14 protein-coding genes are annotated in these 19,189 nt (G+C 71.1%); 6 read left to right on the top strand and 8 right to left on the bottom strand.

The genetic code is table 11. From position 1 onward, the window contains the following. Positions 1-36 precede the first annotated feature (36 nt). The 4 genes from O0S08_RS47385 to O0S08_RS47370 form a co-directional block, all read right to left on the bottom strand. Positions 37-2,706: an efflux RND transporter permease subunit gene (locus O0S08_RS47385; protein ID WP_269036165.1), complete on the bottom strand. Its 2,670-nt coding sequence runs from the start codon at positions 2,704-2,706 to the stop codon at positions 37-39. Between the two features lie 13 nt (positions 2,707-2,719). After that, entirely contained in the window at positions 2,720-3,709 is a 990-nt protein-coding gene (locus O0S08_RS47380) for a glycosyltransferase family protein (protein ID WP_269036164.1), read from the bottom strand. Between the two features lie 3 nt (positions 3,710-3,712). Then, positions 3,713-4,465 (bottom strand): DUF2334 domain-containing protein, encoded by a 753-nt coding sequence (locus tag O0S08_RS47375; RefSeq protein ID WP_269036163.1) that lies wholly within the window; start codon positions 4,463-4,465, stop codon positions 3,713-3,715. A 640-nt stretch (positions 4,466-5,105) separates the two neighbouring features. Beyond that, positions 5,106-6,269, bottom strand: a complete 1,164-nt coding sequence (locus O0S08_RS47370; RefSeq protein ID WP_269036162.1) for a glycosyltransferase — start codon at positions 6,267-6,269, stop codon at positions 5,106-5,108. A gap of 339 nt (positions 6,270-6,608) precedes the next feature. Between O0S08_RS47370 and O0S08_RS47365 the strand changes: the two genes are divergently transcribed. Together O0S08_RS47365 and O0S08_RS47360 are read left to right on the top strand one after the other, a co-directional pair. Continuing rightward, positions 6,609-7,523 carry an alpha/beta fold hydrolase gene (locus O0S08_RS47365; RefSeq protein ID WP_269036161.1) on the top strand — a complete coding sequence of 305 codons (915 nt, stop codon included), beginning with the start codon at positions 6,609-6,611 and terminating at the stop codon, positions 7,521-7,523. A gap of 143 nt (positions 7,524-7,666) precedes the next feature. Continuing rightward, entirely contained in the window at positions 7,667-8,425 is a 759-nt protein-coding gene (locus O0S08_RS47360; protein ID WP_269036160.1) for a lysophospholipid acyltransferase family protein, read from the top strand. On the opposite strand, the gene O0S08_RS47355 is transcribed toward O0S08_RS47360, so the two are convergent. From O0S08_RS47355 to O0S08_RS47345, 3 genes are all read right to left on the bottom strand, one after another. Then, complete coding sequence (locus O0S08_RS47355; RefSeq protein ID WP_269036159.1) at positions 8,392-9,573, bottom strand: glycosyltransferase family 2 protein; 1,182 nt, start codon at positions 9,571-9,573, stop codon at positions 8,392-8,394. The two genes, O0S08_RS47360 and O0S08_RS47355, sit on opposite strands and share 34 nt — an antisense overlap. 414 nt (positions 9,574-9,987) lie before the next feature. Further along, positions 9,988-10,812, bottom strand: coding sequence for an SDH family Clp fold serine proteinase (locus O0S08_RS47350; RefSeq protein ID WP_269036158.1), 825 nt, complete (start codon positions 10,810-10,812; stop codon positions 9,988-9,990). Continuing rightward, complete coding sequence (locus tag O0S08_RS47345) at positions 10,799-11,521, bottom strand: rhomboid family intramembrane serine protease (protein WP_269036157.1); 723 nt, start codon at positions 11,519-11,521, stop codon at positions 10,799-10,801. Before O0S08_RS47345 ends, O0S08_RS47350 begins: the two co-directional genes overlap by 14 nt. Positions 11,522-11,807: 286 nt before the next feature. On the opposite strand from O0S08_RS47345, the gene O0S08_RS47340 reads away from it, so the two are divergent. From O0S08_RS47340 to O0S08_RS47330, 3 genes are all read left to right on the top strand, one after another. After that, positions 11,808-12,449, top strand: coding sequence for a bifunctional 4-hydroxy-2-oxoglutarate aldolase/2-dehydro-3-deoxy-phosphogluconate aldolase (locus O0S08_RS47340; RefSeq protein ID WP_269036156.1), 642 nt, complete (start codon positions 11,808-11,810; stop codon positions 12,447-12,449). A 129-nt stretch (positions 12,450-12,578) separates the two neighbouring features. Then, complete coding sequence (locus O0S08_RS47335; RefSeq protein WP_269036155.1) at positions 12,579-14,849, top strand: Rv1355c family protein; 2,271 nt, start codon at positions 12,579-12,581, stop codon at positions 14,847-14,849. Positions 14,850-15,096: 247 nt separating this feature from the next. Then, a complete protein-coding gene (locus O0S08_RS47330) occupies positions 15,097-15,831 on the top strand; it encodes a CoA transferase family protein (RefSeq protein ID WP_269036154.1) in 735 nt (244 codons plus the stop codon). A gap of 171 nt (positions 15,832-16,002) precedes the next feature. Here the strand turns inward: O0S08_RS47330 and O0S08_RS47325 are convergent, their stop codons facing one another. Beyond that, the gene (locus tag O0S08_RS47325) at positions 16,003-16,431 is read right to left on the bottom strand and encodes a hypothetical protein (protein WP_269036153.1); all 429 of its coding nucleotides are present in this window, start codon (positions 16,429-16,431) and stop codon (positions 16,003-16,005) included. A 397-nt stretch (positions 16,432-16,828) separates the two neighbouring features. On the opposite strand from O0S08_RS47325, the gene O0S08_RS47320 reads away from it, so the two are divergent. Beyond that, positions 16,829-19,141, top strand: coding sequence for an Rv1355c family protein (locus O0S08_RS47320; protein ID WP_269036152.1), 2,313 nt, complete (start codon positions 16,829-16,831; stop codon positions 19,139-19,141). Positions 19,142-19,189: the final 48 nt, after the last annotated feature.

The following is a 19,189-nucleotide window of genomic DNA, read 5'->3' as shown; positions in this document are numbered from 1 at the left end:
GTCATCTGGCGTTCGGAACATGTCGAAAAGGACCTCTCACTCGCCGCGCCGGACCCGCAACCACTCGCCGAGGCGCAGGCAAGCGGGCACGAGCGTGAGCGAGGCGACCAGGCAGAAGGTCATGCCGACGACGGCGGTCCAGCCGAGCGAGCGCAGGCCGATGTGGTCGACGAACAGCATGCTCGAGAAGCCGATGACCGTGGTGACCGTGGTGAGGACGACGGCGCCGCCGGTCTCGCGCATGGTGTGCGCCAGCCGACCTGTGCCCTCCTCGCGGTAACGGTGGATGATGTGCAGCGAGTCGTCCTGACCCATGCCGACGAGCAGCGGCAGCGCGACCAGGTTGAACAGGTTGAGGGTCCAGCCCATCGCCACGAACACCGCGGCCAGCCAGCCGAGCGCCGAGCCGACGGTCGCCAGGACGATCGCCGCGTGGGCGACGCTGCGGAACATCACCAGCGCGGTGACGATGAGCACGCCGAACACGGCGCACATCACCAGCGGGCCGTCGCCGCGGATGGTGTCGACGACCTCGGGCACGACGAAGTGCGAGCCGACCGCCGGGGCCGCGCCGAGCGGCGTGTCGATGGTGTCGAAGGCGTCGTGGATCCGCTTGGCGTGGGCGTACTCCGACTTGGGCCCGCGCTGCCAGCAGGCGACGAAGCGGCCGAGCTCGCCGTGCATGTCGGTGAACTGGACCTTGACCCACAGCGGCAGGTCGTCCGGCCCGACCGGCCGCTCGACCTGCAGGTAGCGCTCCCACGACTTCAACTTCTCGAGGTCGGCGTCGGAGAACGAGCCGCGCTTCCTGTCGATGCGGGCCTTGATGTCGCGGACGACCTCGAGCTTCTCCGCCTGCAGCTCGGGCACGAAGCTGTAGATCGACAGGACGCTGCTGAGCAGGTCGTCCATCTCGCGCAGCCGCTCGGGCGGGTACTGCTTCAGCTGCTCGAGCACCGCGGGGTCGACCGGGCCGCGCGTGCGCGCGAGCTCGGCGAGGCGGACGAACTTCGGATCGTCGGGCTCGACGTCCTCGTCCTCTTCCTCCTCGTCGTCCGCGGGCTTCCTGGGCGCGGGTTCGGGCTTGGGCTCGGGCTTCTTGCGCGGCGTGTCGGGGAAGGGCGGCAGGCCGGTGATCTCGGCGATCTGCTCCGGCTCGAGGTCGAGGATCGCCTGCAGCTGGCGGTTCACTGCCTCGGTCTGCGGCAGGCTGTCGGTCAGCACGATGGTCGGGTCGGTCGACTGCGTGCGGCCGACGGCGTCGCGGTACTGGTTGGCCCGCTGCTGCTCCTCGGGGCTGGTGCGGTCGGGCGGGCCCAGCTTGCTGAGGTTGTACTCGAAGCCGACGCGCGGCAGCTGGGCGGCGCCGAGGACCCCGCCGACGAGGCAGACCGTGGCTGTCCCGAAGGCCAGCCAGGGGAACTTGCGCGAGACGACCCGCGCGCCCGCGGCCTCGCGCGCCGGCGGCGGGGGCACGCGCCAGGGGACGACGCGGTCGAGCACCAGCGCCAGCGCGGGCAGGACCACCAGCGCGGCGACGAAGGCGATCATGATGCCGAGGCTGCCGATCACCCCGAACTGAGAGAAGCCGCGGAACTCGGCCAGGACCAGGAACAGGAACGCGAACGCGGTGCTCAGCGCGCCGCCGGCCGTCGACACGCCGGTGGTGGCGATGGTGGTGGCGATCGCCTCGAACTGCGCGAGGCCGCGGCGCCGCTCGTCGCGGTAGCGCGAGAGGATGTGGGTGCCGAAGTCGATGCCGAGGCCGAGAGTGACGGCGAAGATGAAGGCGCTGACGAGGTTGAGCTCGCGGTAGACGAGCCAGCCGATCGCCAGGGTGGTGACCACCGCGATCAGCAGCGGCACGAGCACCAGCGGCACCGCCCGCAGGCCGCGGAAGTAGATCGCCACCACCAGGAGCAGCAGGCCGAAGGCGAACGCGGTGCCGGAGATGATGTCGCGCTCGAGGCTGCTGGCCTGGGCGGTGTGCTCGGCGTAGCTGCCGTCGATCGTGACCTCGATCTCCGGGTGGAAGCGCTTCGGCTCCAGGCCGTCGATCGCCGCCCGCAGGTTGCGCGACAGGCCGCGCGCGAACGAGATGTCGGTGTTGGGCCGGGTCGGCCGCGCGCGCACGACCACGAGCCGGCCCTCGTCGCGCTCGAAGTACTCCGAGGGCTCACGATCGAGGCCGTAGCGCTCGCGCAGCGCTTTTTCGTCGAGGCCGAGGTCGTCGCCCTCGCCGCCCGCGGCCTGGTCCTCGGGGAACATGCTGAGCTCGCGCCGGACGCGGGCCTGGATGGCCTCGATGACGCGCTGGCGCAGGTCGAGCAGGTCCTGCAGCTCGGCGTAGAGCAGGAGGTTGTCGCGGAAGAACTCGGGGTCGCGGCGGAACAGGACGTAGTGGATGTCGTCGCGCTGCTCGAGGTTGTCGGCGATCGCGGCGCCGAGGGCGAGGTTGGCCTCGCGCGAGGGGCCGCGGATCGTGACGTAGAGGTCGGACTGGTTGCCGAGGCGCTCGGTGACGGCGTCGAGGCGAGTGACGCTGGGCGCGTCGTCGGGGAGGAGGGCGCGCAGCTCCTGGTCGATGCCGAGCCGGCGCGTGCCGAAGTAACCGAGCACGCCGAGCACCAGAGCGAGGACGACGATCGCCAGCGGACGGCGCACGACGAGGGCGGCGAGGCCGGTTGCGCGGGACGACTCGGACATGCGGGCGTGGGCCTTATACCAGGAGCGCCGCGACGGCGTTGACGACGACCTCGGACACCGGCGGCATGGCGGTCACGAGGTCGGGCGCGGCGAACTCACCGCCGCGCACGCGGGCCAGGAAGTCGGCGATGTCGCCGGGGCGCAGGTCCTCGAAGCCGCGCGCGAGCGCGACGCCGGCGTGCTCGGCCAGCTGCGCGTTCAGGGCCTGCTCGGCGTCGCCGCGGCGGTACAGCGCGAGCGCCGGCTTGCGCAGCATGACGCACTCGGCCAGCACGTTGCTGCCCGCGGAGGCGATGACGCCGTCGCAGCGGCGCAGGTGGTCGGCGAAGCCGGCGCGGTCGGAGCGATGAAACCGCAGGCCGGGCAGCTGCGGGTCGCGCTCGCCGAAGCAGACGACCTCGGCGCCGGCGGCGAGGGCGAGCGCGAGGGCGTCGCGGCCGTTGTCGTCGCGGAAGTAGGCCAGCAAGAAGCCGTCGCGGGTGACCGGGCCGCGCAGGTCGTCGCGCAGGTCGGGGCGAGCGACCGCGACGCGCTCGTCGGTGGCCGCGAACGGCAGGAAGTGGACGGCGACGAGGCGGTCGGCGAGCACCAGCGGGGCGTTGTTGAGCCGCTCGTACAGCCGCATCAGCGCGGGCGGGCGGATCGGCAGGCGGCTGTGGGTGAGCGCGAGGCCGTGATCGATGGCGACGCTGCCGACCTTGCGCCGGCGCGCGACCACGAGGCTCGGCTGGTCGCCGTCGCTGACGACGCACTCCGGCGCGGCGGCGGCGAACCGCGAGGCGTCGCTCGACAGCCGCCGCAACCAACCACCGGGAGCGCCGAGGCCCGGGCGGACGATCGGGATGGCTGTCACTTCGGACATGTTCTTGAGGACACGCTCCGAATCGCCGCCGGCGAACACGTGCAGGGCGTGGCCGGCCTGGCGCAGGGCGCGGGCGCAGGCGACTGCCCGACTGGCGTGACCGCGACCGCGACCGTGGACGACGAGGCTGACGCGGGCCATGGCTCAGGCCTCGACGAGGGCGCGCGCGGGCACGACCGCGTCGCGCACGGCCCAGCGGAGGAGGCCGTGGATCTCCTTGCGCAGCACCGCGTGGCGCATGTCGGCCGGGTGGATCGCCACGCGCGCGGGCAAGAGGCGCCGGGCCGGGCGGGCGAGCCGGCAATAAAGGAGGCTCGACCACAGCCGCGCCGGCGTGCGGCTGGCGTAGTTGAGGACGACGCTGGCCCGCCGGGCGCCGGCGGCCGGGTCGTACACGTGCAGGTGGTCCTCGGTGTAGCGGTAGCCGCGTTCGCGCAGGACGGCGAACATCCACGGCGGCATCGACCACGCGGGGGCGATGAAGCCGTCGAGCTGCTCGAGGCCGGCGCGGCGCAGGACGGCCTCGCCGTCGTCGAGGCGGCGCCGGGCCTCGGCCTCGTCGACGTCGCTGAACTCGGCCTCGCCGCCGGACACGACCTTCTGCGCCCACAAGCGCCGGAGCCCGCGCGGGGCCGCGTTGCCGGCCGCTGCGGACGCGCGCCGGCCCGCGCCCGCGAGGTGGTAGTAGCCGTGGAGGAAGATCTCGTGACCCGCGGCCTGCCAGTCGCGCAGGCGCTCGGCGTAGGCGGGGTGCTCGTCGAGCGGCCAGGCGCCGTGGTAGTTCGGGATGACCAAAAGGCCAGGTTTGATGCCGACCTCGGCGCACGCCTGCAAGGCGGCGTCGACCTCCGCGGCCCAGGCGGGGCTGACGTCGTGGATCGATACGTGGACCGGCACGCGCGGATGCTGGCACGCCGGGCAGGCGCTCGCAACGTCGCGGCGGCAGACGCGGGCCCGGCGGGCCGTGGCGCAGTGACGCGGAGCGCATTTCTTCGGGTGAGGCCGACTCCTCGAGTCAGAAGTCACGGCCGCTGGCGGGCGCGTCGACGCGGCGCGCAGCGGGTGCGACGAGGACCTCTCGAGTCCGAGAGTCACAGCCGCTGGCGGGCGCGTCGACGCCGCGGGTCCGGTCGAGGCGCATGTCTCGAGTCCGAGAGTCCCAGCCGCTGGCGGGCGCGTCGACGCGGCGCGCATCGGGTCCGGCGAGGCCAGCTTCTCGCATCCGAGTCCAGCTGCTGGCGGGCGCGTCGACGGTGCGCGGCAGGTCCGGCGAGGCGGACATCTCGAGTCCAAGAGTCACGGCCGCTAGCGAGCGCAGTGACGCGGGGCAGCAGGTCCGGCGAGGCGGACTTCTCGGTGCGAAGTCACGGCCGCTGGCGGGCGCGTCGGACTTCTCGGGTCCGAGAGTCACGGCAGCTGGCGGGCGCGTCGATGCAGCGGGCCGCGGGTCCGGCGAGGAACGTCTCGTGTCCGAATGTCACCGCTGCTCGCAGGCGCGTTGACGCCGTGTCTGCGACCCTGTTGGGTCAGCAGCGCCTCAGCGGGCCAGCAGCTCGCGGTAGCGGCCGAACAGGGCGTCGAAGTGGTCGACGACGCTGGGCACGCGGCGGGCGGCGACGGCGGCGCAGGCCCGCAGCTCGGACGGATCGACGGCGAGCAGCGCCTCCGCGGCGGCCACGCAGGCGGCCACGTCGCCCGCGGGGTACTGCACCGCGCTCTCGGGCGGCGCCTGCTCGGCCGCGCCGCCGGCGTCCGGCACCACCACCGGCAGGCCGCTGGCGATCGCCTCGGCGATCCCGAGGCCGAAGGTCTCGTACGGGCAGCCGTGCAGCAGCAGGTCGCCGCTGGCGAGCGTCACTGCCAGCAGGTCGCGGTCGCGCTCGAAGCCGAGGACGCGGACGTCGTCGCGCGCGCCGAGCCTGTCCTTGAAGACATGTCTCTCGGGACCGTCGCCGAACACCGCCAGCACCGCCCCCGGCCGGCGCTCGGCCAGCCGCGCGTAGGCGTCGACGACCACGTCCCAGCGCTTCTCGACGGCGAAGCGGCCGATGGCGAGCACCAGCGGGCCGGTGCGGCCGGCCAGCAGCTCCTGGCGGCGGGCCTCGCTGCGCCGCTCGGGGGCGAAGCGGCCGGGCTCGATGCCGAAGGGGATGTGCTCGACGCGGGCGACGCCGTGCTGCTCGAGCTTGTACTTCTGCCAGCGCGAGCCGACCACGGTCATGGCGCAGGCCGCCGCGATCCGGCGCACGTGGGCCCACAGCGGCTCGACCAGGCGATCGGCGGCCCGCGGGGCGCGGCCGCGGAACAGGACGGCGAGGCGCCGCTCGAGGCCGCCGCGCAGGTAGGTGTCGATGAAGTCGGCGTGCCAGACGAAGGTGCGCACCCCGAACTCGCCCGGCTTCAGGCCGAGCGCCGCGATCGCGGCGATGTAGGGCGAGTGGATCTCGAGCACGTCGGGCCGCTCGGCCCGCAGCTGCCGACGCGCCGCGCCGACGCGCCACAGCAGGTGATAGGTCGGGTCGTACGGCAGCGAGGGCCCGGGGATGTAGCGCACGCCCGGGTCCGAGGCGTGGCGCGGACCTGGCGCGAAGACCAGGTGCTCGTGACCCCGACGCGCCGCAGCGGCGGCCTTCTCCGTCAGGTGCGTGCGCACCCCGCCGCCGCGCTGGGAGTAGAACTCGGTCACGTCGACGAGCTTCATGGGCGCGAGCGCCGGGTTTTACGCGCGCGCGGACGAGGGCGTCAAGCAGCCCCCGAGGACATGTCCGAAGAGTCATGTGGGTGCCAGGGGCCGCGCCGTCGGCCGGCAGCGCGGCCCCCGCGGTGAGGGCGGCTGCCGCGCGCGGGTCGCGGGCGCGCCGGTGAACCGGTCGTAATCTGTCTGTAAGGACAGGCCATGCCCGCGGTCACGGGGGGTCGGGCGGAGCGCGGCCGCGTGCGCGCCTGCGCAGGGGGGTTCGCAGCCGGGCTGTGATCCCCAGCACGGTCTGAGCCTGCCGCTTTGTGGACATTTCCTGGGGCTCTGAAGTCTCCTAATCACATGCTGACCCTGCCCGAGAGACTCGCGCGTCGTGTCCTCAACGCCTCCGGCCTGAAGAGCCGCCACGTGGCCACCCGCGTCGGCGACATCCATGTGCTGGACGGCGTCGGCGGCGGCGGTCTGCCGCCGATCGTGGTGCTGCACGGGCTCGCCGCCCACGCCACCTGTTACGGCGGGCTGCTGAAGCGCTTCCAGCCGCACGTCCGCCGGGTCATCGCCCCCGACATGCCGGGCCACGGCTTCTCGTCGCTGCTGCGGCCGGGTGACCAGCCCACGGTGCTGCTCGACGCCCTGGTCGAGACCCTGGACCGGGTGCTCGACCAGCCGGCGCTCATCCTCGGCAACTCGATGGGCGGCCTGGTGGCGATCCGCTACGCCCTGGCGCGCCCGCACATGGTCCGCGGCCTGGCGCTGGTCTCGCCCGGCGGGGCCCCGCTGCCGCCGGCCCAGCACGCGGCCTTCCTCGACCGGTTCCGCATCGACACCTACGGCCAGGCGCTCGAATTCGTCGACGACGTGTTCGCCAAGGTGCCGCCCCTCATGCGTCACCCGATCGCGCACAACCTCCGCAAGCGCTTCAACCACCCGCAGCTGCGCCAGCTGCTCGGAGAGATCTCTCCCTCCGTGCTCCTCACGCCGGCCGAGCTCGGGAGCCTCCACATGCCCGTGCTCTTCGTGTGGGGGCGCGAGGAGCGGATCTTGCCGCGCGCGCATTATCGCTTCTTCGCGCAAAATCTGCCTGCGCACGCCGAGATCGAGGAATTCACCGATTTCGGTCACATCGGCTTCATGGAGCAACCCGCTGCGCTGACCCGGCGCGTGCTCGATTTCGCGCGGCGCTTGCCTGCGCAGGATGCTTCACAGCACTGCTCGACGTGTGCCCCGGGTCATGACACTTTTCGAGCATCCGCCTAGCACGACCATACCCCCTCGAGGGCTTCGCGCCGCAGGCTGAGGGAACGCCCCCCCGACCGTTGCGTGCCGCCCCTGACGTGACGTCAGCCGCTCCCTCCGGCGCTCTCGGAGGGGGGGTGTGCCGCTCGGCACTGCGTTCGGCGGTGGCCGGCTTCGACTTGTTGTCTCGCTACCACCGCTGCGAGGTCCGCGGGGTGGAGAACGTGCCGGACGGTCCGGCGCTGATCGTCGCCAACCACAACGGCGGCCTCAACCCGGTCGACGGCCTGTTCCTGGTCGAGTACTACCGCCAGCGCGGCTACGACAAGCCGATCTTCGTCCTCGCCCACGACATCCTGTTCCGCATCAAGCGGGTGGCACGTCTGCTCGAGTCGGTCGGCATCATCCGCGCCCGCAAGGGCCAGGCCCGCTCGCTGCTCGAGGCGGGGCACAAGGTCCTGGTGTTCCCCGGCGGCGACGTCGAGTCGATGCGTCCGTTCCGCGACCGCCGGCGGATCGTCCTGGCCCAGCGCCAGGGCTTCGCGCGCCTGGCTCTCCGGGCAGGTGTGCCGATCGTCCCGGTGGTCAGCGCCGGCAGCCACGAGACGATGATCGTGCTGACCCGCGGGCACCGGCTGGCGCGGCTGATGCAGACCCAGAAGTGGGCCCGGATCAGCTCCCTGCCGATCATCCTCGCCGCGCCCTGGGGCCTCCTGTTCGGGCCGACCTGCGCGCTGCCCTATCTGCCGCTGCCGTCGAAGATCACCTTCCAGGTCGGCGAACCGCTCCAGCTGCACGACCGCACCTGCTGCGAAGTCGAGGCAGCCGAGCGCGCGCCCGTCGTCTACGACAAGGTCGAGCAGACGATGCAGTCGATGCTCGACTCGCTCTACGAGGAGCGGATCTTGCCCATCTTCGGCTGATGCCGACCGAGGCGGATCCCCGCCCGTACCACCGCCGTCGGATAGAAGGTGCCGCGCCAGACGACGCCTCCGCGGCGCCACGCGAGCACGGCCGAGCGGATCAGCACCCAGCCGAGCGGGATGATCGACGCCCCGGGCAGCACCGCGGGCCAGCGCGGCATGGAGAGCCAGCGGCCCACCGCGACCTGGGTGCTCGCGGCGACGACGAAGGTGGCGAGCGCCAGCCAGCTCGCGGGCCCCGGGTGCGCGAAGCCGACGAGCCACCCGAGCTCGAGCGCGGCCAGCACGGCGATCGCGGCGATGACGATCAGGACCGGCTCGTTGGCGCCGGTCCGCTCGAGCGAGCGCTGGAGGACGGCGAATGACGGGTAGAACTCGAGGCGGACGAACTCGCCGCCGACGATCATCGCCTGTCGCGCGCCCGATCGCTTGAGCATGACGCCGAGCGCGAAGTCGTCGGCGATCTCCATCTTCAGCCACTCGAGCCCGGGGCTGCGGTCGAGCGCGCTGCGGCGCACGAGGTTGAAGGCGCCCGAACCAGCCGCGGTCTTGCTTGCCGGATCGGCGACTGCGGTCAGCGGCAGGAGCGTGGTCAACATGCGGAAGAAGCCGGCCAGGGTCGGCTCGAGCGTGCGTGTGGCGGTCATCGACGGCAGCGCGGCGACGTGGTCGACGCCCTCGCGCTCGGCCCACGCGACCACCCGCTCGAGGGTGCCGGGCGCGAGGTGGATGTCGGCGTCGCTGAACAGGATCCACTCGCCGGTGGCGCGATCGAGGCCGCGCTGCATCGCGTGGACCTTGCCGAGCCAGCCCTCCGGCAGGGCGTCGACGTGCTCGACGGTGATCCTGCTGTCCCCGGCCGCGAGCCGATCGGCGATCGCGCCAGTGTCGTCGTCGCTGCGGTCGTCGACGATCACGACCTCGAGCTCGGGATAGCCCTCGGCGAGCCGGCTCTGCACGGCCCTGGCGAGGTGCTCCGACTCGTTGCGCGCAGGGACGACGAGGGACAGCCGATGCCACGCGGGCCTGGTCTCGCGCGGCATGTCGGCGACCCGCGGGAGCCTGGCGATCGCGCGCGTCAGCCTGAAGGACTGAAACAGCCACCACGAAGCGCTCGGCGCGACGAACAGGAAGGTCCACGATCGCATGGGCGCGCCGCCTTGTGCAAGCGCCGGACCGGGAGCGGCGCGGTGAAAAGACCAGGCGATCGCGGGCGGACGGCGACGCGTCGCCAACCGCGGCGGCTCGCGGCTGACAAGTTGTCCCGAGGTGCGGCGAATCAAGTGTCCCGAGGGACAGGTCGATGCCGCAGTGGATGCGCGCGGCCGAGAGGTCCTGGTCTGGCGCGAGCGAGCGGGCGAGGGCGTCCAGATCGACCTCGCGCGACCGCGCTGAGCCGGAGCACGGTCGACATGTCCGCAGGGACATGTGATGGATCAGACTCGGGCCCGAGGGTGGGGAGCACCGAGTCAAGATGTCCCAAGGACATGACGCGCCCGGGCCCGTGAGGCGCCTCGCGTCAACATGTCCCAAGGGACATGGCTGCTTTAAAAATGATGCAGTCAGCGCTCGTCGACCTTGCGGTAGGGCGAGGGGATGTACTCGACGGCGGGGCGCTGGCGGGTCGGCTGGGGGTAGAGGCCCATGAGGCGCATGAACTCCGGGGGCATGTCCTCGGAGACAGGTAGGCCGAGGTCGCGGGCGGCGCCGGCGGTGATCGGGTAGTCGTGGGTGAAGTGGCCCTCGGACAGCAGCTCGACCAGGCGGCGGCCGGTCTCGGTGTCGCGGTCGGCGGCGGTGAGCTCGCGGACGAGCTCGCGGATCTGCTCGAGCGCCTTGCGGGCCTGGTCGGCCCAGATCAGCGTCTGGTCGTCGACATCCTTGATCGGCTTGTCGCGCACGACGGTGAGGATCGACGCGGCGGAGTTGGCCCCGATCTGGGGGTCGACCGGGCCGAGGACCGCGTGCGGGCTCATGACGATGGCGTCGGCGGCGAGGGCGATCAGCGTGCCGCCGGACATCGCGTAGTGGGGCACGAACACGGTCACCTTGCCGGGCCGGCGGTGGATGGCCCGCGCGATCTGGGAGGCCGCGAGCGCCAGGCCGCCGGGCGTGTGCAGCACGAGGTCGATCGGCATGCTCGGATCGGTGAGGTCGAGCGCGCGCAGCACGGCCTCGCTGTCCTGGATGTCGATGAAGCGCATGAGCGGGAAGCCGAGCAGGCTCATGGTCTCCTGCCGGTGGACCAGCAAGATCACCCGCGAGCCGCGCTGCCGCTCGATGGTGCCGATCATGCGCGCGCGAGAGGCGTCGAGCAGGCGCTGCTTGAGCGCCGGCTGCAGGGTGACGAGGATGAAGAACAGCCAGAAGATCTCAGAGACGGACACGGCGACCTCCGCGTTGCGGGCGCTCCCAGGCGCGGGCGAGCGGGCCCTCGTCGTCGCACGGGGCGCGCCCGCCGGGCGGGATGAACAGGCGGTGGAGGAAGAAGCCGGCGGCGAAGCCCCCGATGTGGGCCCAGTAGGCCACGCCGCCCAGCGTCGGCTCGAGGCTGCTGCTCATCACCTGGACGAGGAACCAGTAGAAGAGAAAGAACAGCGCCGACACCTGGACGAACAGCGGCCAGAACAACAGCGGGACGAGCAGGACGATCCGCGCGTGGTGGTACATCGCCAGGTAGGCGCCCATGACCCCGGCGATCGCCCCCGAGGCGCCGATGACCGGGACGGTCGAGGTCGGGTGGGCGACGAGCTCGGCGAGCGAGGCACACACGCCGCACGCGAGGTAGAAGGCGACGAACCGCGCCGGGCCCATGCGGTCCTCGACGTTGTCGCCGAAGATCCACAGGATCCACATGTTGGCGATGAGGTGCAGCCAGCCGCCGTGCAAGAACACGGCGGTGAGGGGCGACCAGTAGGGCGCCGGAGGGCCAGCGGTGAGCTCGGCCGGGACCATGCCGAACACGAACAGCACGCGCAGCAGCGCCGGCTCCGACAGGCCCAGCTCCAACATGAACACAAGGACATGTGCGGCGATCAGCAACCAATTGGCGACCGCGGGGTGGCGACTGGGGATCGTGTCGTACAGCGGGATCACTGCGCCGCTGCTTTTGCGGCGTCGCCCGCGGTTCGGCAAGCGCCGGGCTTGCGGGCCGCGGCGGCGCGTCCGGTCGCCGGAGACCCGTGGCTGCCGCCGCGGGGCCGAAGCGAGGGCCTCCGCAGTCGCGAGGCGCACCGCGCCACACCCTGCGTGACCGCCGCTGACCGGGGCGGCGCGGTCGCCTCCGCGGCCGAGCGGGTGCGCTTCACCTCGGGCTGACCCCGGCTTCGGTCCGGCGGCGAACTTGCGGCGCGAGCGGCCGTTGGCCTACGATGGCACCAGCATGTCCTCGGAGACAGCCTTCACCGCGGCGCTCGCCCAGCACCGCGCGGTCGCCATCATGCGCGCGACCAGCCGCGACCACGCGGCGGCGGCGATGTGGGCCGCGGTCGAGGCCGGGTTCCGCGTCCTCGAATTCACGATGACGACGCCCGGGGCTGCGAGCCTCATCGAGGAGTTCGCCCGCGACGCGCGCCTGACCGTCGGCGCCGGCACTGTGATGGACCCGGAGAGCGCCGACGAGGCGGTCCGCGCCGGGGCGCGCTTCCTGGTCTCGCCGGTGATCGACGAACGCGTGGTCGCCCGTGCGCGCGCGCTCGGAGCCGCGGCGGTGCCCGGCTGCTTCAGCCCGACCGAGCTGTGGCGCGCGCACGCGGCCGGCGCAGCGGCGCAGAAGCTGTTCCCGTCGCCCGGCGACATCGCGGCGTTCGTTCGCTCGGTGCTCGGGCCGATGCCGTTCCTGAACATCGTGCCGACCAACGGGGTCGACGCCGCGAACGCCGCCGCGGTGTTGCAGGCCGGCGCGGTCGGCGTAGGCTTCACGACGCCGCTGTTCTCCCCGGCGCTCGTGCAGGCCGGAGATCTCACAGCGATCGGCGAGCGCGCGGCGACGCTGCTGGCAGCCGTCCGGAGCGCCGCCGCATGAACCGTGAAATCGCTACGACACGTCGGGAAGTGAAGGCAATGCGCCGCCCTTGTCGACTTCGCGCGCCTTGCGCTATCGTCGAAGCGTTGCGAGCCGAGCACACGCGCCGCGTTGCCTGAGGAGCCGTCGATGCCAGCGCGCCGTTTGCCGAAGACTCTGGCTCCGTGGCGTGAAGTGCTCGCGTCCGCCGAGCGCGAGTCGTGGTTCCCGTTGATCTTCGATCGCTCCGTGCCCGCCGAGGCCGAGGCGATGGACGAGCTGATGAACGACGGCGAGGTCGTGTACATCCACGACATGCTCGAGGCCCAGCTCAAGGACCTCGTGCGCTCGCGGACGCCGAGCAAGAACTACACCGACGACGAGGTCGCGCAAGAGATCGTGCGCCTCCTCGCCGGGCAGACGCCGCAGGACTACGGGCGCTGGGCCTTCTACCCGTGGTCGCGCCGCATGGTCCACCTGCTGCCGCCCGACCCGTTCATCGAGCTGCGCAGCGATCGCAACCGCAACAAGATCACCTCCGAGGAGCAGGCTCGGCTGCGCAAGATCAAGATCGCCCTGGCCGGCCTCAGCGTCGGCAACGCGGTCGCGGTCACCCTCGCGCTCGAGGGCGTGTTCGGCGAGCTCCGCCTCGCCGACTTCGACACTCTCGACCTGTCGAACATGAACCGCATCCGCTGCGCGGTGCACCACCTCGGGCTCAACAAGGCGATCATCGCGGCGCGCCAGATCTACGAGCAGAACCCGTACGCCAACCTGGTGCTGTTCACCGACGGCGTGACCCCCGACAACATCGGCGAGTTCATCGACGGCACCGGCCCGGGCGACCGCGCCGACATCGTCATCGACGAGTGCGACAGCATCCAGATCAAGCTCAAGCTCCGCGAAGAGGCGCGGGCCCGCCGGCTGCCGGTGCTGATGGAGACCAGCGACCGCGGCATGCTCGACATCGAGCGCTTCGACCTCGAGCCCGACCGGCCGATCCTCCACGGCCTCGTCGGCAGCGTGACCTCCGACCAGGTCAACACGCTGCCGCCGCCGGCGCGCCTCGGTCTCATTCTGCAGATCGCCGGCCTCCACACCATCTCGCCGCGGCTGGCCGCGTCGCTGCTCGAGCTCAACCTCACGCTCAAGGGCTTCTCGCAGCTCGGCTCCGACGTGACGCTCGGCGGCGCGACCACGACGACCGCGGTCCGCCGCCTCGCCCTCGGCATGCCGCTCGCCTCGGGCCGCGTCTACATCGATGTCAGTTCGCAGCTGGCCGAGGTCACCTCGCCGCCGCTGCCCGACGCGTCCCACCCGCGCCGGCTCCGCGACATCGCGGAGGTGCGTGAATTGGTGCAGTACGCGATCATGGCGCCGTCGCACGGCAACGACCAGCCGTGGCGATTCGAGTACGGCGACGGCGTGCTGCGCGTGTTCCACGACGCCGAGCGCGGCGGCGGGCGCGAAGAGATCGGCCGCCATTGGGCGCTGGTGGCCATCGGCGGGGCGCTGGCCAATTTGCAGATCGCCGCCGGGGTCAAAGGTCGCGAGGCCAACATTCAGCTGTTCCCGGGCAAGCAGGACCCGTCCCTGGTCGCGGAGGTGCGATTGGGATTGCGCGCCGGCGGACCGGCCGACGACCCCCTATTCGAGGAAATCCCCCGGCGAAACACCAACCGTGGCCTGGGGACCCGTGCGCACCTGTCGCCGGTGCATGTGCAAGCGTTGACGGCGGCCGCCCGTGACAGCGGGGCGAAGCTGCAACTTTGTACAGACCGCGCGCTGCTCGGCGAGCTCGGCCAACTGATCGGTGAGGCCGAGAGACTGCGGCTGCTCACCCCGACGCTGCACGGCCCCACGATGCGGCAGATCCGCTGGTCGGAGGCCGAGGCCCACGACACCCAGGACGGCATTCGCGTCGAGGCACTGGCAGTGACACCGATGGACTTCGCGGCGTTTCAACTACTCCGCTCCACCGATGTCGCCAAGGTGCTACGAGACACGAATGGTGGGCGCTTGCTGATGATGTCCTCGGTTCAGGCCCTAGCCTCATCCGCAGCGGTCGGCCTGCTCACGATTCCCGGCCAATCGCCGACGGCGCTGGTCCGCGGGGGCCAGGCGATGCAGCAGCTGTGGCTCACCGCCAGCGCGCTCGGCGTCGCCGTCCATCCGCTCAACACGCTGATTGATATGTTCGCCCGCGTCGAGCGCTTCCACGGCGGCGGCTTCGACAAACGCGAGATTCAGCGCTTCCTCGAGATGCGCGAGCGCTTCACTCGCGCTTTCACCGTCGCGCTCGCCGATGTCGAGATCCTGCTGTTTCGCCTCTCCTACGCAGACCCCGCGCCGTTGCGGACCTTACGCAGACCGGTCGATGCCGTGTTCTCTGCGCCGCTTCCCGAGAAGAAATCGCCGTGATGCGCTCCGACCAACCGCGACGTGAACACGGTGTCCTTCTCGAAGAAGGGGCCAAAAGACCGCAAACTCTTTGCAATTTGTGTATCGCAGCACACATTTGCTGCATGTGCAAGAAAGCAGCGCGTCTTGACACTGCCAGGTGATTCCCGTACTCTCGACCGAACATGCGGTGGCGGGAGGCAAACAGGGTTTTGCGTGCTTGTGAGGGTTGCCGCGCCCTTTCCACACATGGACGGTGGTTCCACACATGCTGTCGCTCTCCCTGGTGAACCCGCATCTTGAGCCGTCCGTGGTAGACGAGTTCTCGCAGGCCCAGCGGGCTTGCTACGAGGAGTTCTCGGCGGAAGCGGCGGTCAGCGAGGTCGCCCAGGAAGACCTGTTGAGCGGTCGCGTGGTGTATTTCGTGGCCCGCGACGAGACGGGGGCGATGGTCGGGGGGTTGCGACTGCACCTCAGCTTTCCCGGCACCAAGTTGCCGGTCGAGCACACGCTCTCGCAACTGTCACAGCTCGCACGATTGTTGGAGAGCCGGCGACAGCACGGTGTCGCCGAGGTGTGTGGCCTGTGGGCCTATTCGCGGTATCGCGGCACCAAACTGAGCAATGCGCTGGTACGCACGGCCGTGGCCGCCGCGCCGCTGTGCGAGACCAACCTGCTGATCGCGCTTTCGCACCACTATGTGGTGAACCACTGGGCCCCGATCGGATTCACCGCGGAGCCGCGCCTCGGCGTGCATTCGTACCCCGACGCCCGCTACTTCTCGAAGGTCATCCTCCTCGACCCCGTCCGCCTCGCCACCGCCGAGCCCGAGCACAAGTGGCGGATCCTCGGCCTCCGCCAGGCGCTGCGCATGCACTGCCCGATCTTCTGGTCGCCCGAGACCGAAGAGCACGTGCCCGTCCAGCCCAGCGAGCACGTCCCCGTCTCGTCGTCTTCGGCGAACGAGCACCTCGGCGGCGTGCAGGCCGAGCACCCGGCGTGACGACCTCGTGACGCGCCGGCTCGCTCGTGCGCAGTGATTCGCGATCGTCGAACTCGGGCGCGAGTCCGTCGCGACCCGGCGCTTCGCTGTGATTCGCGTGGCGATGTGGTTCGCAGGACCGCTCGCGCTCGCCGTGCCCGCGAGGCGGCCAGCCGCTGCGCCGTCGGGCTGCTAGGTCATCGCGCTCGAGATGCCGACCTTGTCGCGCAGCCGCTTGATCTCCGCCATCAGGCGGTCGTGGTGGTCCCTCGGGATCTCGAGGTACTCGATGGCCGCGGGGATCTGCACGGTCGTGAACGCCTTGACGTTGGGATTGAACCAGCTGAGCGCGGTGACGATGCCGCGGACGAGGCGGTTCAGCGTGACGACCGAGACCTTGCCCTTGAAGTTGTTAGCCTCGAGCAGGTCGTTCATGGCCCCGCGCTGGGTCGCGTTCGGGCCCCCGCCCTCCGAAATGACCAGCGAGCTGGTGTATTTGCCCATCTGCTTGCGCCCGAAGTCGACGTACCCGCTCCACTCCTCGTCGGTCGGGTTGTCCTTGGTGTGCACGGCCACCAGCACCGTATGGTAGAGCGAGTAGGCCATCGAAGGGGGGGACATGGGCGCGCTTCTCTGGGCGACGCGGGGCGGTGCGGACCCCGCGGAGCCAGCGAGAGTATAGACCAAGCAGGCCGGGCCGGCGCTGCCGATGGTGCGCGGTTTCGCGCCTCTGGAAACGCTGCGGGATTTGCGCACTTCGCGCCCGAAGCGACCTCGAGACTGTTTTTTAGAACATGTACTTTACGACATGCCGGAAAGGGCATGTCATGAGGACCCTGCGGATCGGCGCTGCGGAGCGTTACCGCCCGCAAGCGGGCTGCGGCTCCAGGTACGCGCTCGCAGCGCCCTCAAGAGCGCGATCGAGCGCACGGGCTGCGGTGGATCGACGCGACGAGCCCAGCCTATCATGGCGGGGAGAACGGGCCGCACGGGCGCGACAGCAGCGGCGGGAGAGCACGTGGACACAGGGGACCGACTGGGCAAGAGGCTGCTGGAGGCGCGATACGAGTGCGAGGCGTGGCGACCTCAGCTCTTTCGCCTGAGCGTGAGCGAGGACCGGCGTTCACTGTCGAAGCTGCTCGACGAGATGCCGGGCATGCAGGTCTACGACGCCCTCGAGGAGCAGCTCATCGATCTGATCCGCACTCGCAACCCGAGCGAGCGCATCAGCGATCTGGCGGCGCGAGAGCGGGTGCGTCTGTACCTCGGCGAGACGGCGCCGGACGAGTACGGCGTATGGGTCTACTACCCGTGGGCGGTCCGGCTGGTGCACTTGCTCGACGAGGCCGAGTTCATCGAGCTGCGGACCAATCGCAACAAGTACAAGCTGACGCCCGAGGAGCAGGCGCGACTGGCAAGGAAGCGGGTCGGCGTGGTCGGCCTGTCGGTGGGTCAGACAGTGGCGACGACGATGGCGCTCGAGCGCAGCGTCGGCGAGATCCGCCTCGCCGACTTCGACCGCCTCGACCTGTCCAACCTCAACCGGATCCGCAGCTCCGTCCACAACCTCGGCGTCTCCAAGGTCCTGATCACCGCCCGCGACATCGCCGAGATCGACCCCTTCCTCAAGGTCGTGCTCTACCCCGTCGGCGTCCACGACGACAACCTCAGCGCGTTCCTCCTCCGCGGCGGCAAGCTCGACGTGCTGATCGACGAGTGCGACAGCATCGACATCAAGCTCAAGCTGCGGGTCACCGCCAGGCTGCACAAGATCCCGGTGCTGATGGAGACCAGCGACCGCTCGCTCATCGACGTCGAGCGCTTCGACCTCGAGCCGACCCGGCCGATCTTCCACGGCCTCGTCGGCAACATCGAGCCCGAGCGGATCGCCAACCTCTCGACCGAGGAGAAGATCCCCTACGTGCTCAAGATCATCGGCGAGGGCACCATGTCGAGCCGCATGGTCACGTCGATGATCGAGATCGAGTCGACCATCAAGACCTGGCCGCAGCTCGGCTCGTGCGTCGTCTACGGCGGCGGTGCGGCCGCCGACATCGTCCGGCGCATGAACCTCGGGCAGATGAACTACTCGGGGCGCTTCATCGCCGACATCGAGAACATCGTCCCCAACGATCCGCCGAGCGGCGCCGACATGCCGCTCGACGTCCACGTGCCCGAGTGGACCGCCGAGGGCATGGAGCGCGCCGCCGATCGCTGGTCGCACGGTCGTCCGGCCGCGCTCGCGTGGGCGCCCGAGCTGGCGCGCGAGCTCGTCGAGGTCGCGGCGCGGGCTCCCTCCGGCGGCAACACCCAGCCGTGGCGCTGGCTGCTGCGCGGCGGTCGGCTGTTCCTGTTCCACGAGCGCGCCCGCTCCGAGAGCCTCGCCGACTTCCGCGCCCTCGGCGGCGTCGCGGCCCTCGGCGCCGCCGCCGAGAGCCTGCGGCTGGCCGCGCACGCCCGCGGGCTCGAGCTGTCGCAGCTCGCGTTCCCCAGCGCCGACGAGCCGGACCTCGCGGCGGTGTTCGAGCGCCTCCCGGCCGCCGGCCCCGGCGCCGTGTCGCACTGGCACGACGAGCTCGCCGCAGCGCTCGGCGTGCGCCACACCAACCGCAAGACCTCCGCCCGCGTGCCGTTCGACCCGGCCCACCAGGACGCGCTGCGCACGGCCGCGGGCTCGGTCGCCGGGGCGCAGCTGCTGTTCGTCAGCGGCGAGGCCGAGCTGGCCGAGATCGCCGAGCTCGTCGGCATCGGCGACCAGCAGCGCATCATCGACGACCGACTCAACCGCGAGATGTTCCGCGAGGTCCGCTGGACCCCCGAAGAGGCCGAGGTCACCCGCGACGGCATCTACATCGATTCACTCGAGCTCAGCGCGGCCGACCGCGCCGGCCTGTCGATGTGCCGCCGACGCGACGCGCTGGTGCTGCTGCGGACCCTCGGCGGCGGACGAGGCCTGCGCAAGTCGGCCGCCAAGGCGATCGCCTCGGCGTCGGCGGTCGGCCTGTTGACGATGCCGCGCGTCAGCGCCGACGACTTCTTCCGCGGCGGCCAGGCGCTGCAGCGCATGTGGCTGGTGGCGCATGGCCTCGGGCTGGCCATCTACCCGATGACGACGCTCGCGTACATGTTCCTGCGCGCCCGCCACGGCGGCGAGGGCCTCAGCGAGGCGGCCGTCGCCGCGCTCGCGGAGGCCCGCCCGCGCTTCACCCGGCTGTTCCCGGTCCAGCCCGAGCAGGCCGAGGTGCTGCTGTTCCGCGTCTCGCAGGCCGAGGCGCCGACACTGCAGTCGCTGCGCCGCACGGTCGAGCAGATCTTGCACGTCAGCGGGTGACGCCGCGCTGTTGTGATATGTCCCTCGGGACATGTCACAACAATTGCG

This window comes from Nannocystis punicea (assembly GCF_026965555.1).
GTDB classification, from domain to species: domain Bacteria; phylum Myxococcota_A; class Polyangia; order Nannocystales; family Nannocystaceae; genus Nannocystis; species Nannocystis punicea.
This window is presented reverse-complemented; position numbering and strand designations above follow the sequence as displayed.

Excerpts from the sequence above, each read along its gene's own strand:
- O0S08_RS47380 (WP_269036164.1), bottom strand. The coding sequence starts at position 3,709 with ATGGCCCGCGTCAGCCTCGTCGTCCACGGTCGCGGTCGCGGTCACGCC.
- O0S08_RS47365 (WP_269036161.1), top strand. The coding sequence starts at position 6,609 with ATGCTGACCCTGCCCGAGAGACTCGCGCGTCGTGTCCTCAACGCCTCC.
- O0S08_RS47385 (WP_269036165.1), bottom strand. The coding sequence starts at position 2,706 with ATGTCCGAGTCGTCCCGCGCAACCGGCCTCGCCGCCCTCGTCGTGCGC.
- O0S08_RS47335 (WP_269036155.1), top strand. The coding sequence starts at position 12,579 with ATGCCAGCGCGCCGTTTGCCGAAGACTCTGGCTCCGTGGCGTGAAGTG.
- O0S08_RS47355 (WP_269036159.1), bottom strand. The coding sequence starts at position 9,573 with ATGCGATCGTGGACCTTCCTGTTCGTCGCGCCGAGCGCTTCGTGGTGG.
- O0S08_RS47370 (WP_269036162.1), bottom strand. The coding sequence starts at position 6,269 with ATGAAGCTCGTCGACGTGACCGAGTTCTACTCCCAGCGCGGCGGCGGG.
- O0S08_RS47325 (WP_269036153.1), bottom strand. The coding sequence starts at position 16,431 with ATGTCCCCCCCTTCGATGGCCTACTCGCTCTACCATACGGTGCTGGTG.
- O0S08_RS47330 (WP_269036154.1), top strand. The coding sequence starts at position 15,097 with ATGCTGTCGCTCTCCCTGGTGAACCCGCATCTTGAGCCGTCCGTGGTA.
- O0S08_RS47340 (WP_269036156.1), top strand. The coding sequence starts at position 11,808 with ATGTCCTCGGAGACAGCCTTCACCGCGGCGCTCGCCCAGCACCGCGCG.